At 38.6% G+C, this 15,666-nt stretch carries 14 protein-coding genes and 1 pseudogene; 3 read left to right on the top strand and 12 right to left on the bottom strand.

The window, feature by feature from the left end; translation table 11 throughout:
* Positions 1–44: 44 nt before the first annotated feature.
* The 11 genes and pseudogenes from ACODS7_RS27895 to ACODS7_RS27845 form a co-directional block, all read right to left on the bottom strand.
* Positions 45–203: pseudogene (locus tag ACODS7_RS27895) on the bottom strand (SelA-like pyridoxal phosphate-dependent enzyme); the annotation flags it as partial.
* A complete protein-coding gene (locus ACODS7_RS27890; protein WP_088115251.1) occupies positions 181–1,281 on the bottom strand; it encodes an amidohydrolase/deacetylase family metallohydrolase in 1,101 nt (366 codons plus the stop codon). The gene ACODS7_RS27890 and the pseudogene ACODS7_RS27895, both read right to left, overlap by 23 nt.
* A 358-nt stretch (positions 1,282–1,639) precedes the next feature.
* Positions 1,640–2,500, bottom strand: coding sequence for a M15 family metallopeptidase (locus ACODS7_RS27885; protein ID WP_098640210.1), 861 nt, complete (start codon positions 2,498–2,500; stop codon positions 1,640–1,642).
* A gap of 82 nt (positions 2,501–2,582) precedes the next feature.
* Positions 2,583–3,689, bottom strand: a complete 1,107-nt coding sequence (locus ACODS7_RS27880) for a sensor histidine kinase (protein WP_050844630.1) — start codon at positions 3,687–3,689, stop codon at positions 2,583–2,585.
* Positions 3,682–4,380, bottom strand: coding sequence for a response regulator transcription factor (locus ACODS7_RS27875; protein WP_048564352.1), 699 nt, complete (start codon positions 4,378–4,380; stop codon positions 3,682–3,684). Before ACODS7_RS27875 ends, ACODS7_RS27880 begins: the two co-directional genes overlap by 8 nt.
* Positions 4,381–4,660: 280 nt before the next feature.
* Entirely contained in the window at positions 4,661–5,767 is a 1,107-nt protein-coding gene (gene menC, locus ACODS7_RS27870; RefSeq protein WP_043935185.1) for an o-succinylbenzoate synthase, read from the bottom strand.
* Positions 5,768–7,213, bottom strand: coding sequence for an o-succinylbenzoate--CoA ligase (locus ACODS7_RS27865; protein WP_140163863.1), 1,446 nt, complete (start codon positions 7,211–7,213; stop codon positions 5,768–5,770).
* A gap of 197 nt (positions 7,214–7,410) precedes the next feature.
* Positions 7,411–8,229: a 1,4-dihydroxy-2-naphthoyl-CoA synthase gene (menB, locus tag ACODS7_RS27860; RefSeq protein WP_016079909.1), complete on the bottom strand. Its 819-nt coding sequence runs from the start codon at positions 8,227–8,229 to the stop codon at positions 7,411–7,413.
* A gap of 68 nt (positions 8,230–8,297) precedes the next feature.
* Complete coding sequence (gene menH / locus ACODS7_RS27855) at positions 8,298–9,110, bottom strand: 2-succinyl-6-hydroxy-2,4-cyclohexadiene-1-carboxylate synthase (protein ID WP_098629320.1); 813 nt, start codon at positions 9,108–9,110, stop codon at positions 8,298–8,300.
* On the bottom strand, positions 9,107–10,861 hold the full coding sequence (gene menD / locus ACODS7_RS27850) for a 2-succinyl-5-enolpyruvyl-6-hydroxy-3-cyclohexene-1-carboxylic-acid synthase (RefSeq protein ID WP_105433992.1): 1,755 nt from the start codon (positions 10,859–10,861) through the stop codon (positions 9,107–9,109). The genes menH and menD overlap by 4 nt, the downstream gene beginning before the upstream one ends.
* Positions 10,858–12,252: an isochorismate synthase gene (locus ACODS7_RS27845; protein ID WP_043935181.1), complete on the bottom strand. Its 1,395-nt coding sequence runs from the start codon at positions 12,250–12,252 to the stop codon at positions 10,858–10,860. The genes menD and ACODS7_RS27845 overlap by 4 nt, the downstream gene beginning before the upstream one ends.
* Positions 12,253–12,446: 194 nt before the next feature.
* Here ACODS7_RS27845 and ACODS7_RS27840 point away from each other — a divergent pair, with 194 nt between their 5' ends.
* Positions 12,447–13,400, top strand: a complete 954-nt coding sequence (locus ACODS7_RS27840) for a 1,4-dihydroxy-2-naphthoate polyprenyltransferase (RefSeq protein WP_000425766.1) — start codon at positions 12,447–12,449, stop codon at positions 13,398–13,400.
* Between the two features lie 109 nt (positions 13,401–13,509).
* Complete coding sequence (locus ACODS7_RS27835; RefSeq protein WP_043935180.1) at positions 13,510–14,241, top strand: yteA family sporulation protein; 732 nt, start codon at positions 13,510–13,512, stop codon at positions 14,239–14,241.
* Between the two features lie 44 nt (positions 14,242–14,285).
* On the opposite strand, the gene cspD is transcribed toward ACODS7_RS27835, so the two are convergent.
* Positions 14,286–14,486 carry a cold-shock protein CspD gene (gene cspD, locus ACODS7_RS27830; RefSeq protein ID WP_243169178.1) on the bottom strand — a complete coding sequence of 67 codons (201 nt, stop codon included), beginning with the start codon at positions 14,484–14,486 and terminating at the stop codon, positions 14,286–14,288.
* Between the two features lie 322 nt (positions 14,487–14,808).
* Between cspD and ACODS7_RS27825 the strand changes: the two genes are divergently transcribed.
* On the top strand, positions 14,809–15,591 hold the full coding sequence (locus ACODS7_RS27825) for a TIGR00266 family protein (protein ID WP_043935179.1): 783 nt from the start codon (positions 14,809–14,811) through the stop codon (positions 15,589–15,591).
* Positions 15,592–15,666 lie beyond the last annotated feature (75 nt).

Genomic DNA, 15,666 nt, shown 5'->3' with positions numbered 1-15,666 from the left:
AAGCAGTATAGACACTTTTATCGATGTTAAAACATTAAACGGAACTTATATACTAAATCAGCAATTTCCACATAATTTTGTCCACCATGTTTCATCGCATCCATTACCGTATCTGTAGGAGCAGATACACCTAAAATACTCATTCTACCGCTCACATTAATTACTCTTTTTAATCCGTACTTAGCATTCAATGAATGACCCATTGATTACAACCCCTTTCGTATCAATCCTTCTTTCAGCAATGCGCTGATCCCCTTCTGAATCAATTAACGTAACCTTCTCATCTTTAACCGTAAATAAAGTTAAGTTTGCAATATCTCCTTCTTGAATACGGCCAAGCTCTGGTTTCTTAAGCCACTCTGCCGCATTTTTCGTAACCGCATCAATCACTTCTTCTAGCGGATAACCTAAGTAAAGGAATTTCGAAAGAACGTGAGCCATACTATACACTGGACCATATATACGATTCTTCCGGTAAATATCCGTACTAATTGTATTAAAGGCAATATCGTGACGCTTCGCCGCTTCTGCTACTTTAAAAGAAAAACTAGCATTACCATGACCAACATCTAAATGTACGCCGCGATTCACTGCATCTAGTAACACAGGTAGTGGTTTGCCTTCTTCATCAAATAAATTATTTTCTTTCCCGTTTAAATAATGTGTAATCACATCATCTTTTTCTAAAAGAGGTACAACTTCCTCAATGCGAGGAGGCGCTGAACCGATATGTACCATAATCGGTAATGATGTTTCGCGAGATAAATCACGTGCAACATGCAGCGGTTCAATTCCACTATCACAAACGACACTTTTACTCATTCTCGCCTTTAACCCAACGATTACATCTTTATACTTTTCTACTGCTTCTATCGCTTTCTCTTTATCTATCCATTCCATATTGGATAATTCATCAATTCGTTTCAAACCGATGCGAGAAATATTTAAAAAGGCAAATAAATTTGTCTTTGCCTGCTCTCTACTTTTTACTAAATCCGCAATACGATCAGCACCGCAACTACCCGCATCAACAATTGTCGTTACTCCTTGCTTAACGCCAATTTCATCTACCTCATCACCATACGGATCAAACTCTGGAAAAGCATGAACGTGCAAATCAATCCAGCCACTCGATACGTAAGTACCTGAGTAATCAAGAACTGTTCCACCCTCGCCAGCACCAGCTTTCGTCACCTGTGCGATTTTATTATTTTCAATTACAATGTCAATCTCTTCCCCGTTCACACGTTTCACATTACGTAGTACGAATCGTTCTGTCATTGTACTTCCACCCTTTTCTATAAGAAGCCATAAGAATACGCTTACATTAAAGTTTCATTTTATATCTCTTTCACATATTTAGAGTAACATGAAAAAAACGAAAAGTAAATATAACGTTATAATGTTTAAAAATACATAAAAAGATGCTCCTCCAAAATGCTAATAGTATAGGAAATTATATCAACGATTTTTTGAATATATCTATCATAACTTACAATATATCAACGATTTTTCAATTATATCTATCATAACTTATAATATATTAACGATTCGACAAAGAATATCGATTTACCGACAAAAAACGTCACTTCCTTTCTTATATAAGAAAAGGCTGTCCCAAATGGCACAGCCTTTTTCTCTATTCCTGAACCGTCACAATAACCCCATCCATATTGTTCCCGGAAATTTCATACTGCTTGTTTGCTGGAACGTTCACTTTCGTATTCTCAGAAACTTTATAATAAGAAACAGTATATTTCTTACCTTCTACTTCAGTTGAAACCTCTTTTTCCTCTTTTAAAAACTCTAAATATTCCTCTAGTGTAAAATTCTTTTTTTGCATAATTGCGCTATGAGGTAGGCCGACATAACGGATATGCCATGGCTCATATTGAATTCCAGTAATGTTACTTTTATTTTTCGGATAACGTAATACAAAGCCATACTTCCATACGTTCTCTTCAATCCATTTTCCTTCAGGCGCTTTCTCCATTTTCTTTTGAGTAGACCCAATGTCCAGTGATAATCCTAAATTATGTTCACTGTATCCTGCTGGAAGTGCATAATCAGATCCCATTTTTTCATATAGCTGTTTTTGCTCTTGGAAATCTCTATAACCACTACTAATCAAAAAATGGTTAACACTTTCTTTGCCAGCCGCATCGACAACGTTCAAAAACTTTTTCACAACATCCTTTGATAAACGAAGATTTCTATCAAATATTACATAGCCTCTCACTAATTCACTATTATGATTTACATTTATAATATCAGACCTAATACTATCTTTTTTTACTGGGTAATCTTTGTTAACTAATAATAGATCCCCTTTGTAAATTTGTTCTTTTGCAACCTCTACCTGCTCCATATTTGCATTCTTTACTGCACTATTTTCTCCATCGATTTTCACATCAATTTCTTTTTGAAATAACGGTGATATATAAACGCCTACACAGATTGTGCATGCAATAAAAAAAGAAATAAATACCCACTTTTTCATTTCTAGTTCCTCCTTAACGTAACTTACGTATAGAATAGAAAAAACTATTAAAATAAAAAGTGGGGTAAAGTTTAAATTTTTATTAAATTATTACGTTCTCGTCTTTTGGCAATCGCACTTCAAACATTGTTCTAACTACATTACTCTCAGCAGAAATCGTACCGTTATGTTGCTCGACAATATTTTTCGCAATAAATAGTCCTAGGCCAGTCCCGCCACGGTTCTCAGTTCTTGCTTTATCACCTGTATAGAACATATCAAAAAGATACGGTAAATCTTCTTCCGGAATGCTATCTCCGTAATTCATAATTTGTACGACAACTTCTCCATTATCAACATATCCATTCATATCAACAAATTGCCCATCGTACCCGTAACGAACGGCATTTGTTAATAAGTTTTCAAATACTCTAGCTAACAATTTTCCATCACCGTGCATCGGTAAATGAGGAGCCACGTTTAATCTAGCTTCTAAATGATGTTTTTCTAATAACGGATACAATTCCTCCTCTAACTGTATAAGCAACTCACTTATATCAATCGGCTTTTTATCCAGCTTTAGCATGCCATAATTCATACGTGTAATTTCAAATAGCTCATCAATTAAACTTTCCAGTCTTTGCGATTTTGTATATGCAATTGTGGAGAAATGTTTAATTTGTTCTTTTGTTAAATTTTCATCTTTAAGAATTAAATCTAAATATCCTAACACGGATGTTAACGGTGTTCTTAAATCATGAGCTAAATTCACAACAAGCTGATCTTTACTACTTTCTGCAAAATCTCCTCTTTCAACAGCTTCTTTTAACTTTTCACTTGCAACATTTATTTCACGCGCGATATTTCCAAACTCATCATTTGATGAAACTTGAACTTTATTCGTAAAGTTACCGTTCGCAAGATGATGAATCCCATTAGAAATTTCATCAAAGTATTTTAAATACGGTTTTGTCAAAAAGAAGAAAAAGATAATAGATAACGGAATAAAGAAAATTAAAAAGAAGTTAATGTCTCCAAATTCCCTTACCATTGACCTAAATTGTGCTAAAGGCTCTTCGTAGCGAACCATCTTTTTATAATACAGCTGCAATCCTTTATAAATTATATAAGTTACAGTTGCTGCAAGCACCATACTTAACGCAAATAAGGCAATCATTTTAAATCGAAAGCTTTTCATCATATTAGCCATTGAAAGTATAACCTACTCCCCACACTGTTTTTATTAATTTATCCTTTCTTTTATCTTCTCCAAGTTTCTTCCGCAAAGTACGAATATGTACCATTACTGTATTTCCACCTTCATAATAATCATCTGCCCATACGTGCTGAAAAATATTTTCCACATTGTATACTTTCTTCGGATGACTTGCTAATAAATATAGAATATCGAACTCTTTCGGCGTTAATTCAATTTGCTCACCATACACATCAACCGTCCTGCGCTCAGGATTAATTACGACTCCGCCTATTTCTAAAGCAGATTTACTCTCCGCTACTTTCGGGTGATTTAACGTAAAAAACCTACGCAGTTGTGCATTTACACGTGCAACTAATTCTATTGGTGTGAAAGGCTTCGTCATATAATCATCCGCACCTAGTACAAGACCTGTCACCTTATCAAAGTCCGAAGTTTTCGCGCTTAAAAAAATAATCGGCATATGATGTTTCGCGCGAATTTGACGCGTCACCTCATAACCATCCATTTTCGGCATCATAATATCTAAAACTACCAAGTCGATTGGCTTCGTTTCAATAATATGAACTGCCTCTTCCCCATCCGCTGCTTTCACAACATGGTACCCTTCTTTTTCTAAATGTATCTCAATTAAGTCAGCAATTTCCGCCTCATCATCAGCTATTAAAATTGAAATGCGCTTCATTTTACTCCCCCTTTTCATTCCATTTTTATACGCTCGATTGTAAACTAGTCTATCCAATTTGTACAATTCAAAAAGGCTACTCGTTAGAGTAACCTTGGTAAATAAAATTATATCAGCGATTTTCCAAATATATCGACCACAACTTGAATTATATCAGCGATTTTTCAATTATATCGACCGTAACTCGAATTATATCAGCGATTATTGAAATATATCGACTTATCGACAATGAACGACAAAATCCTCTCGCTACTTGCGGGTATCCTAATCAAACTTCCATTTACCGTTCAAACACAATCCGCTGCTTCGTGATTTCTTCTAGTCTCCCGCGGTCCACCTCATACTCAGCATCAATACTTTGCGGCACCATTACTTTCCCGCCCTCAAGCATCACTTCCGGTGAAATAATATCCCTCTTCCAATGTCTATTAGAAGCAGATATATCACCAGGAATCGTAAAGTTAGGCAATGAGGCAAGAGCAACATTTTGCGCTCGTGAAATCCCCATCTCTACCATACCGCCGCACCAAACAGGGATATTATGCTCCATGCAATAATTATGGATTTGAATAGATTCTGTTAGTCCACCCACTCGCCCTGGCTTAATGTTCACAATTTGGCAGCTGCCAAGCGTAATCGCAACGCGCGCGTCTTCAAAGCTATGAATACTTTCATCTAAACAAATCGGCGTTTCAATTTTCTTTTGCAACTGTGCATGATCAAGAAAATCGTAATCCGCTAACGGTTGTTCAATCATCATTAATTGGAATTCATCTAGTCGTTTCAGCCTCTCTGTATCCGCTAATGTATACGCTGAATTCGCATCTGCCATTAGCGGGATATGCGGAAACTCTTTACGAATCTCTTTCAATAATTCGTAATCATGTTCTGGCTTTATTTTCACTTTAAAACGCTCGTATCCTTCTTCCGCGTACTTCTCGATTTGTTTTAACATAACCGGCGTTGTATTGATCCCAATTACAACGCCGACTTCAATTTCAGGACTAGTTCCGCCAAGTACTGTCGCTAGCGATTTCTTTTGACGCTTCGCATATAAATCCCAAACAGCCCCCTCTATTCCGGCCTTTGCCATTCGATTTCTTTTTATATGTTGAAATAGACCCTGTACCTCATTCGGATGAGAAATTTCAGCCTTTAATAAGTCAGGTATTAAAAAGTCTTGCAGTATATGCAGCGCTGTCTTCACCGTTTCTTCCGTATACCACGGTTCAGAAAATGCAACGACTTCCCCAAATCCGATGTACCCGTCCGTATCCTCCAATTCAATAACGATACTCTCGCGCTTTTCGTAAGTCCCGTAGCTTGCAGCGAACGGGATTACGAGTGGCATTTCCGTTATATGAAGTGTCGCTTTTTTTATTTCCACCTACATCTCCTCCACTAATTGTCTTAGCTCTCGTCTTAACAATTTTTTCGAAGCGTTACGTGGTAATTCCTCTAAGAAACATGCTTTCTTCGGCACTTTATATTTCGCTAATTTCTCCTCGCAAAAATGAAGAATTTCTTCTTCTGTTACCGCCCCGCTTTTTACAATAAAAGCAGCTGGTACTTGTCCCCATTTATCGTCAGACATACCGACAACACCTGCTTCCGCTATCATCGGATGAGAAAGCAACACTTCTTCAATTTGAGCCGGGTATATATTCTCTCCGCCAGAAATAATTAAATCGCTGCGGCGGTCTAATACGTATAAAAATCCTTCTTCATCTAAATAACCGAGGTCACCAGTATGAAGCCATCCGTTTTGAATTGTCTCACTCGTCGCATCTTCACGGTTAAAATAACCGCCTGTTACGTTCGGCCCTTTTACTACAATTTCACCTTCCGCATGTGGCGGCACTACTACGCCGTCCTTTTCGATGCGAAGTTGGCACTGAAATAGTGGCTTTCCAGCTGATCCTACTTTCGTTAACATGTAATCAGCTGATAACGTACAAATTTGAGACGACGTTTCTGTCATACCGTACGTTTGATACACTGGAATTCCTTTTTCCACACACGTTTCTAATAATGGTTTCGGCGCTGGTCCTCCGCCAAGTAACATGCATCGTAAAGAAGATGGATATGTTCCTTCTCCAAGTCTCTCTAATAAATCAGTTAACATTTTTGATACGACAGAAATAATCGTTACACCTCTCGTTTGAAGTGCTTTATGAATAAAGTCCGCATCATATTTCGGAACGAGTAAAATGCGCATGCCGTACATAATATTTTTCATTAAAAGAGATAGCCCGCCAACGTGGAACATCGGCATACAAGCTAACCAACAATCATCATCACGAAGCCCTAAGTTAAGCGAAGAACCGACTGCGCTTGCCCAATGATTACCGTACGTTAAAATAACGCCTTTCGGTTTCCCTGTTGTCCCAGACGTATAAATAATTGTCATCGCTTCTTCTAAAGAAAATTCCTCTTGTATAGATGCTTCCGCCTTCGGTCCATTCATCACTTCAGCGAATGAATAGACAGGAACATCTTTAGCATCAAAATCTTGATCCGTCACTAAACAAATAACTTTAGCATCATCCATTTGCCAAAGTAGCTCTTCTCTTGAAAGACGCGTATTTAAAAGCACAGCTACTGCACCTACATAAGATAGGGCGTGAATAACTGTAATCATCTCCATACCATTTTTCATCAGAACAGCCACCTTTTGCCCTCGCTTCACTCCAACATACGTAAGGTGTTCACAAACAGATACTACTTTTTCATGTAGCTCCATAAAAGTAACTTTCTCTTCCTCTATTTCAATTGCAGTGCGGTCTGGTGTTAAAAATGCACGCTGCATTAACCAATTTGGCATCGTCTCCATCACTCATTCTCCTTTCATGAAAGAAAGAGACTTGATATGACATCAAGTCTCTTAGTTGTTTTGTTTCCGGTTTGACCTTATCCAGCTACAGCGGCTAGAATGTTCGGTGGCTTCACTTCTTCCTACGAGGCAAAAAGCGCCTCTACGTCAGAAGCTCCATCCCCCTCACATTCTAAGCGAGCCGCTTCCGCTTTTGATCAAGGGAAACGAGGGAATTGACCGAAGTCCGGACTGCGTTTTTCTTTGAACGCGTCACGACCTTCTTTTGCTTCGTCAGTTGTATAGTACAATAACGTTGCATCTCCAGCTAGTTGTTGAATACCAGCTAGACCGTCTGTGTCTGCGTTGAATGCAGCTTTTAGGAAACGAAGTGCCATTGGGCTGTTTGCTAAAATTTCTTGTGCCCATTGTACTGTTTCTGCTTCAAGCTCTTCTAATGGTACTACTGTGTTTACTAAGCCCATATCAAGCGCTTCTTGTGCATTGTATTGACGGCATAGGTACCAAATTTCACGAGCTTTCTTGTGGCCTACCATACGAGCTAGGTAACCAGCTCCGTATCCACCGTCAAAGCTTCCTACTTTAGGACCTGTTTGTCCGAATACAGCGTTGTCTGCAGCGATTGTTAAGTCACATACGATATGAAGTACGTGTCCTCCACCGATTGCATAACCTGCTACCATTGCGATAACTGGTTTAGGAATTGCGCGAATTAGACGTTGTAAGTCTAATACGTTTAGACGTGGGATTTGGTCGTCACCTACATATCCACCATGACCGCGAACCTTTTGGTCGCCGCCAGAACAGAATGCACGTCCACCTTCACCTGTTAAAATGATAACGCCAACATTTGCATCATCACGAGCGTGTGCAAAAGCGTTGATTAACTCCATTACCGTTTTTGGACGAAATGCGTTATGTACTTCAGGACGGTTAATCGAAATCTTTGCGATACCATTGTATGTTGAATAAATAATATCTTCGTAATTGCCTTCTTTTACCCATTCAATAGCCATTACAACTACCTCCTTGTATATTTCTGATCTCATCTATAAGTGTGACTTCCTTCTTGCTAAAAAAAGCATCACTGCATAGTTTTTAGAAATCCCTTTACTATTGTATCAAACTTTTCCGGTTGTTCCACATGAATTGCATGGCCAGCACCATGAATTTTGACAATTTTCGCATCAGACACGCATTTTTCGATGTTTTTTAATATGCGAAAGAACTTTTCATCATATTCTCCGTTCATTAAAAGAACAGGCATTTTCAAGTTGTGTAGCTCATCCCACCATGAAGGCTGAGCCCCTGTTCCCATGCCGCGCAAGCTATTTGCAAGTCCTTTTGGATTGTTAGCAAGCCGTTCTTTTCGCACCGCTTCTTGTGCATTTTTTGCTAAATTTTTTTGCGTTTCAAACAGCGGAATATTTTCCCACATAGAAACAAAACTTTGAACGCCTTCTCGCTCAATTTTATTAGCAAGTCGCTCATCTTTTTCACGACGTTCTTTTCTATCCTCTTCATTTTCGAGCCCAGCTGTACAATTTTCTAATAAAAGAGAATGTACATACTCCGGATATAAACATGCCATCGTAATCGCCAGTCTACCGCCCATCGAATAGCCGAGTATGTGCGCTTTTTCAATATGAAGATAGTCTAGTAGCTCTTTCATTTGCAATGCCACATTTCGGATATCATAATGCGCAACATCTTCAGGACTCTCGGTCTTTCCGTGTCCAACAAGATCTACTACAATAACTTGAAACTGCTCGCTCCATGAAGGGATAAAAGAACGCCACGTTTCCATGCTTCCCGTAAAACCATGAAGAAGTAGAAGTGGTTCCCCGCTCCCGACTACTTCATATTCATACGATACACCTTGCAGCGTTACTTTCATTTTGATTCACCTTGCAAAGATGTAGTAATTACGTCCATCGTTTTTGCCCATAATGTACGGTGCAACGTTAAGTTTTCATCACGGTTTGTACAAATTTCCACAACGTGTAAACCTTTTGCAGTCGTTCCTTTTTGTACCTCTTCTCGGAAGTTTTCCCAACCATTTACACGGCTAAATGAACCACCGTACATTTTGACAACATGCTCATAATCAAGGCCAATTGGTGTTCCAAATAATGATTCGAAATGTTCCTTTTTCTCATATTGCGGTAAGAATGAGAAAATCCCTCCGCCGTCATTATTTACAACGACAATTGTTATGTTTAATTCATGTAATTTCGCTGCTAACAGTCCATTTAAATCATGATAAAACGATAAATCACCGATAACTAATACGAGCGGATTACAAATAATACTCGCTCCTAAAGCTGTCGAAATAATTCCATCAATACCATTTACACCACGATTTGCCATCACTTGAATGTTTTTATCCGATTTGAAGAAGAATGAATCTGTATCACGAATTGGCATACTATTGCTCGCAAATAATGTTGCTCCTTCTGGTAATACGCGTACAATATCCGTAATAACCTTTCCTTCAAATGCAGTATCATATGTTTCTATTTCACGAAGCGTTTCCTTCGTTTTTTCGTTTATATGTTGCCACATTACGAACCAATCATTCTTTTTCATAACTGGCATTTTTTCTATTACTGCCTTGCAGAATTCAATGTCACTTGCTTGCACAACTTCTGTCGCAACAAGAGCTGGATCTCTCCATTGTCCTGATTCATCGACAACGATATGAACTGCTTTCGTTTGTTTTTTTATGAACTGCGTTAATGATTTAGAAACAGGCATACCACCAAAGCGAATTAAAACGTCCGGTTTCCACGTTTCTTTTAACTGTTCATTTCGTAAAAATGTATCGTAACAGTCAATTACCATCGTTTTATCGTGGTGTCCGCTACGAATATTAGAAAGTGGGTCTGCTAATATAGGATAGCCAGTTTTTTCAGCTAGTTCTGTGGCAAACATTGCAATTTCCGAATGACTATCATCACCACAAATAATAAGCCCCTTTTCCATATGTGAAAGGCGCCCTACAAGAGAATCTACATATTCACTCGGCATCGTCACGTTTCCTTGCTGAACTACTCCTGTATATTCACTACGTCCTTTATCCCATAAGCTTTCTAGTGAGAAATCAGGGATAAGTGGTTCGCGAACTGGAAAATTAAGGTGAACAGGACCCTGCGGCGCTAAACAAGCACTTGCTACTATGCGCTGCGTCGTCATACGAGCGTAATGATACATCATTTCACTCGCTTCTGGCAGTGCCATCTCTGTAAATTGCTTCACAAAAGTACCGTATAAATTAAATTGATTCATTGCTTGTGGTGCACCTACATCTCTTAATTCATGCGGTCTATCCGCTGTTAAGACGATAAGCGGGACCCTTGAATGAAAAGCTTCACATACAGCTGGATAGTAATTAGCTGCTGCTGTTCCTGACGTACACAATAATGCTACTGGGCGTTTCTTCGCTTTCGCAATACCGAGCGCGAAAAATCCTGCTGATCTTTCATCTACATGTAAATATGTGTTCATTCCTTCATGTTGTTCCATTAGTAAAGCAATCGGCGTTGACCGTGAGCCTGGACTAATGACAACATCACATACATCTAGACGCGTCAGTTCATCCACGAACGCGCCTAAATAATATGATAATGCTTCTATATGATTGTTCATTTCATTAATTCCTCCAAAGCACCAAGCATCGGTCTAAACTTCAAACTTGTTTCTTCATATTCAAGCTGCGGGATTGAATCAATTACAATACCACAACCGGCAAATAAGGATGCTTTCTCGCCGTTTAATAATCCGCAGCGCAGTGCAACCGCAAATTCACCATTTCCTTCATCATCTATCCAGCCAATCGGTGCACCATACAATCCTCTGTCTAACAATTCAACATCACGAATCAGTTTCATCGCTGCCAAACGAGGTGTCCCGCCAAGAGCTGGTGTTGGATGTAATTCTTCTACCATTGTTAAAAGACTCGCATCGCCTTTTGCTTCTACAGGCGTATATAAGTGAATTAAGTTTTTCGTTGTTAATAAGCCTGGGCTTTCCGGAATATTAACGTATTCGCAATGTTCATTTAGTACGGAGCGAATCATGTTAACAACATAACCATGTTCAGCTAAATTCTTTTCATCATGAAGAAGCTCATTACTATTTCGTTCACTGTCTTCTATAGAATGACCATGACCGATTGAACCAGCAAGACACATCGATGTAAATTTTTCATCCTCTTTGCGAATTAATCGTTCTGGTGTCGCTCCTAAGAAGCATGCTCCTTTATAATCAAAAGAAAATACGTAACAATCTGGTTGACCAATGCGAAGTGCTTCTAAAACAAGAGCGGAATCAATAGAATGATTCATCTCTACTTTTAGTTCTCTCGCCAATACAACCTTCTGTACGTTACCCTGCTTCATCTCATCTTGTACTTTTTCAATTGCTTTCATCCAGCCTTTCGGATCCACTTCTACTTTAGAAATAACAGTTAATTTCGATCCGTTTAGCGCACATTTACTCTCTCCCAAAATTTTCTCTTCTAAAGAAATCATTTCGTTATAAAGAGTTTCTGCACAATCTGTTGCTGAAACAAATGTATTCATCGTTAACCATGCTTTTTCATTTTTTACAGTTAATAAAAATGCTGGTAGTGAAAATGTCGTATCCTTAAATTCTTTCCATAGGTCCGTTTTCTCTTTTTCTGGATCAAATGAAAAACCACCAAATAAAAGCGGACCCGTTCCAAATTCATATTCATCTCTTTGGAGAAATGCATTCTCTTTTACTTTCTCCCACTCGTCACGAGCAGTTTGAAAGCGCTTATGAGAAGAATTTGCTATAGTGAAAACAGAGCCAATTCCTGCCAATATTACATGCTGAGCCGGGTCTGCAAAATAACATCTATTTTCGAATGAAATCCTCTTTCCTGCTGCATAGAACAGAAGCGGATCCACCCAGTCTATTTGTTTTACAAAACTAACTAATGTTTTTTCGTTAGTTGCACGCTTTATGGCTGCAATAAGAACTTCTTGCAAGCCTTTTTGTTTCGTTTGAATCACAATTGTCTCCCCCCTATGGGCGAAAAATAGTCATAATTACGCTTGATTTTAAGATACACCTCAAACGAAAGGCCTGTCAACGTTTAGCATTTCTGAGAAATTCACCTTCTCTTCCTAGAAAATAAACGTTGACACTAAATGATGCTTTTTCTACACTTAGTTTTGTACAATATGTGACCAAAGGAGGATTCAACATGGAAATGAACGTCAAAACGAATTCCTCTCCTACGGCGCCAAAGCCAAGTAAGCAAACAGGCTGGCGCATCTGGTGGAGTTTACTACGTCCCCATACATTAACAGCCGCTTTCGTTCCTGTTTTCATCGGAACAGCATATTCGATGCAGGTCGGAGGTATAAATCAAATACATCTTCCTCTTTTCCTTATGATGCTTCTTGCTTGTCTTCTCATTCAAGCAGCAACAAACATGTTTAATGAATACTTTGATTATAAAAGAGGACTCGATCACGAAGGTTCAGTTGGTATTGGTGGCGCTATCGTTCGCGATGGCATTCAGCCAAAAACAGTGCTTAACTTAGCATTTGGATTTTTCGGCATCGCAATACTATTAGGTGTTTATATTTGTATAAATTCTAGCTGGTGGCTTGCTGCAATCGGTCTTGTTTGTATGGCCGTTGCTTACCTTTATACAGGTGGCCCACTTCCAATTGCATATACACCATTTGGAGAATTGACAGCCGGATTATTTATGGGTGTCATTATTATTGGGATTTCATTCTTTATTCAAACTGGCACTGTAACATCAGAGGTCATTTTACTATCTATTCCAAGCTCCATTTTAATTGGTGCCATTTTACTAGCTAATAATATTCGTGACTTGGATGGCGATAAAGAAAACGGTCGTAAAACGTTAGCAATTCTCGTTGGACGGGAAAGAGCTGTTGGTGTACTTGCTTCGATGTTCATCGTTTCCTACATTTGGACAATTGCTTTAATTATCGTGGGCATCGTATCACCATGGATGCTTATCGTATTTTTAAGTGCACCGAAAGCATTTAAAGCGACAAAAGGCTTTATCGGCAAAAGCATTCCAATGGAAATGGTACCTGCGATGATTGCAACAGCAAAAACAAATACAATCTTCGGTTTCCTAATGGGAATCGGATTATTACTTGGATACTTTCTATAAAAGGAGCTGCTTATGCGGCTCCTTTTTCATATCTGAAATTCATCTCATAATTCCTACTCTCAACGCTCATACTATGTAAAGAAACTGAATTGTAGGAAGGTGGACGACTATGTTAACTCCACAACAAATAGGTCAATTTAAATCCATTTTAGAAAAACAAAAACAAGAACTGGAACAAACGATACAGACTCATGAAAATACAGATCGTGCTTCTGAACGTGATTCAGTAGGAGAACTGTCTAGCTATGACAACCATCCAGGTGATATGGCTACAGAATTATACGAACGAGAAAAGGATTTTGGACTCATCGAATTTTGGCATAAACAACTAGATGATACAAAACATGCTCTGCAAAAAATTGAAGCTGGTACGTACGGCATTTGTGAAGTATCTGGCGTGGAGATTCCATTCGAAAGATTAGAAGCAATGCCTACTGCTACAACATGCGTTCAGCACGCGACAAATAAATTAAATATGGATACGCGTCCAGTTGAAGAAGAAGTATTGTCCCCTTCTTTCCATAAGCACGATGAAGACTATTCTGTCGAGTATGACGCGGAAGATGCATGGCAAGACGTCGCAAATTACGGAACGTCTGAAACACCGTCTGATTTAGAAAGACAAGATTCAAAAAACTATAATGGCATGTATATAAATAGCGAGGAAAATGTGGGATACGTAGAGGATTTCGAAAACTTCATCGGCACGGATATGTACGGGAAAAATCCACAAGTTTTCGCCACAGAGGAACATGAAGAATATGAACAAATGCTTGATGACTTTGAAGAGCGTACCTTTAAGGGCGAATTATCTTCAAATGAATCTAGTTCCAAAGAATAAAAAAAAGCATTCCGAAAATCGGAATGCTTTTTATCGCTAGCTAATTAGTTTTTTGTAACGTTAGCTGCTTGTGGTCCGCGGTTTCCTTCAACGATTTCGAAAGAAACTTCTTGACCTTCTTCTAAAGTTTTGAAGCCGTCGCCTTGGATAGCTGAGAAATGTACGAATACGTCTTCTCCGCCTTCAACTTCGATGAAGCCAAAACCTTTTTCGCCGTTAAACCATTTAACTTTACCTATTTGCATGTCATGTACCTCCTAAATAAAAATGAAACTATGAATCCACATGAAAAGGTGGATATAAAGGACATGAATGTATAACAAGCTTACAGCCTTTAATACAACGTGCTTTATTTCCGTACCACATTATGTAGCTCAATAGTGCTTTCACTATATCATGCTATATCGAAAACGTCAAATGAGAACACTTTCATTACATCATTTTTTATAATCCTAGTATAACCTTAAATTTTCATTCTATTTTTATTCAAAAATTAACAAAAATACAGTACTCTAATTCTTTTAACTTCTGTACAATATAATTACTACATATTTATGAGGTGAAAAAATGCAAGCACATGAAATCGAGTATAAGTTATATGGCGATGATATGCAGTTTGTTGAAATTGAATTAGATCCAAAAGAAAGCGTTATCGCAGAAGCTGGCGCAATGATGATGATGGAAGATTACATTGAAATGGAAACAATCTTTGGTGACGGTTCTGGCCCATCTAACGGTTTATTCGGCAAATTAATGGGCGCTGGTAAACGTCTCGTTACAGGCGAAAGTATGTTTATGACTGTATTTACAAATACAGGTCACGGCAAACGCCACGTCTCATTTGCTGCTCCTTATCCTGGTAAAATTATTCCTGTAGATTTAACAGAATATCAAGGAAAAATAGTTTGTCAAAAAGATGCCTTTCTTTGTGCCGCAAAAGGGGTTTCTATCGGAATTGAATTTACGAAAAAAATAGGAACTGGTTTCTTCGGCGGTGAAGGTTTTATCATGCAGAAACTTGAAGGTGACGGCCTTGCTTTCATGCACGCAGGCGGAACTGTATATAAACGTGAATTAAAACCTGGTGAGAAACTTCGCATTGATACAGGTTGTCTCGTTGCCATGACAAAAGATATTAACTATGATATCGAGTTCGTTGGAAAAGTAAAAACAGCTCTATTTGGCGGTGAGGGTTTATTCTTCGCAACATTAGAAGGTCCTGGAACAGTTTGGATTCAGTCCTTAACACTTAGCCGATTAGCAGCACGCCTTACAAGCCCAGCAGCGCAAAGTACTGGTGAAGGTAGTGTATTAGGTGGACTTGGTCGTTTATTGGATGGGAAAGAGTAAAAAGGGCCCTTATGCGGGCATTGAAGTGAACCCTGAAAACGGGACACCTATCAAAACACCTAAACCACTTGTTCC

The organism is Bacillus sp. FG16 (genome assembly GCF_057809515.1).
Note: the sequence above shows the minus strand (reverse complement) of the source record. Positions and strands in the feature narration are given on the sequence as shown.

Coding starts and splice junctions, on each gene's coding strand:
- ACODS7_RS27835 (WP_043935180.1), top strand. CDS start 13,510: ATGTTAACTCCACAACAAATAGGTCAATTTAAATCCATTTTAGAAAAA.
- ACODS7_RS27885 (WP_098640210.1), bottom strand. CDS start 2,500: ATGAAAAAGTGGGTATTTATTTCTTTTTTTATTGCATGCACAATCTGT.
- ACODS7_RS27865 (WP_140163863.1), bottom strand. CDS start 7,213: ATGGAGACGATGCCAAATTGGTTAATGCAGCGTGCATTTTTAACACCA.
- ACODS7_RS27890 (WP_088115251.1), bottom strand. CDS start 1,281: ATGACAGAACGATTCGTACTACGTAATGTGAAACGTGTGAACGGGGAA.
- cspD (WP_243169178.1), bottom strand. CDS start 14,486: ATGCAAATAGGTAAAGTTAAATGGTTTAACGGCGAAAAAGGTTTTGGC.
- ACODS7_RS27880 (WP_050844630.1), bottom strand. CDS start 3,689: ATGGCTAATATGATGAAAAGCTTTCGATTTAAAATGATTGCCTTATTT.
- menD (WP_105433992.1), bottom strand. CDS start 10,861: ATGAACAATCATATAGAAGCATTATCATATTATTTAGGCGCGTTCGTG.
- ACODS7_RS27840 (WP_000425766.1), top strand. CDS start 12,447: ATGGAAATGAACGTCAAAACGAATTCCTCTCCTACGGCGCCAAAGCCA.
- menH (WP_098629320.1), bottom strand. CDS start 9,110: ATGAAAGTAACGCTGCAAGGTGTATCGTATGAATATGAAGTAGTCGGG.
- ACODS7_RS27825 (WP_043935179.1), top strand. CDS start 14,809: ATGCAAGCACATGAAATCGAGTATAAGTTATATGGCGATGATATGCAG.
- menB (WP_016079909.1), bottom strand. CDS start 8,229: ATGGCTATTGAATGGGTAAAAGAAGGCAATTACGAAGATATTATTTAT.
- ACODS7_RS27875 (WP_048564352.1), bottom strand. CDS start 4,380: ATGAAGCGCATTTCAATTTTAATAGCTGATGATGAGGCGGAAATTGCT.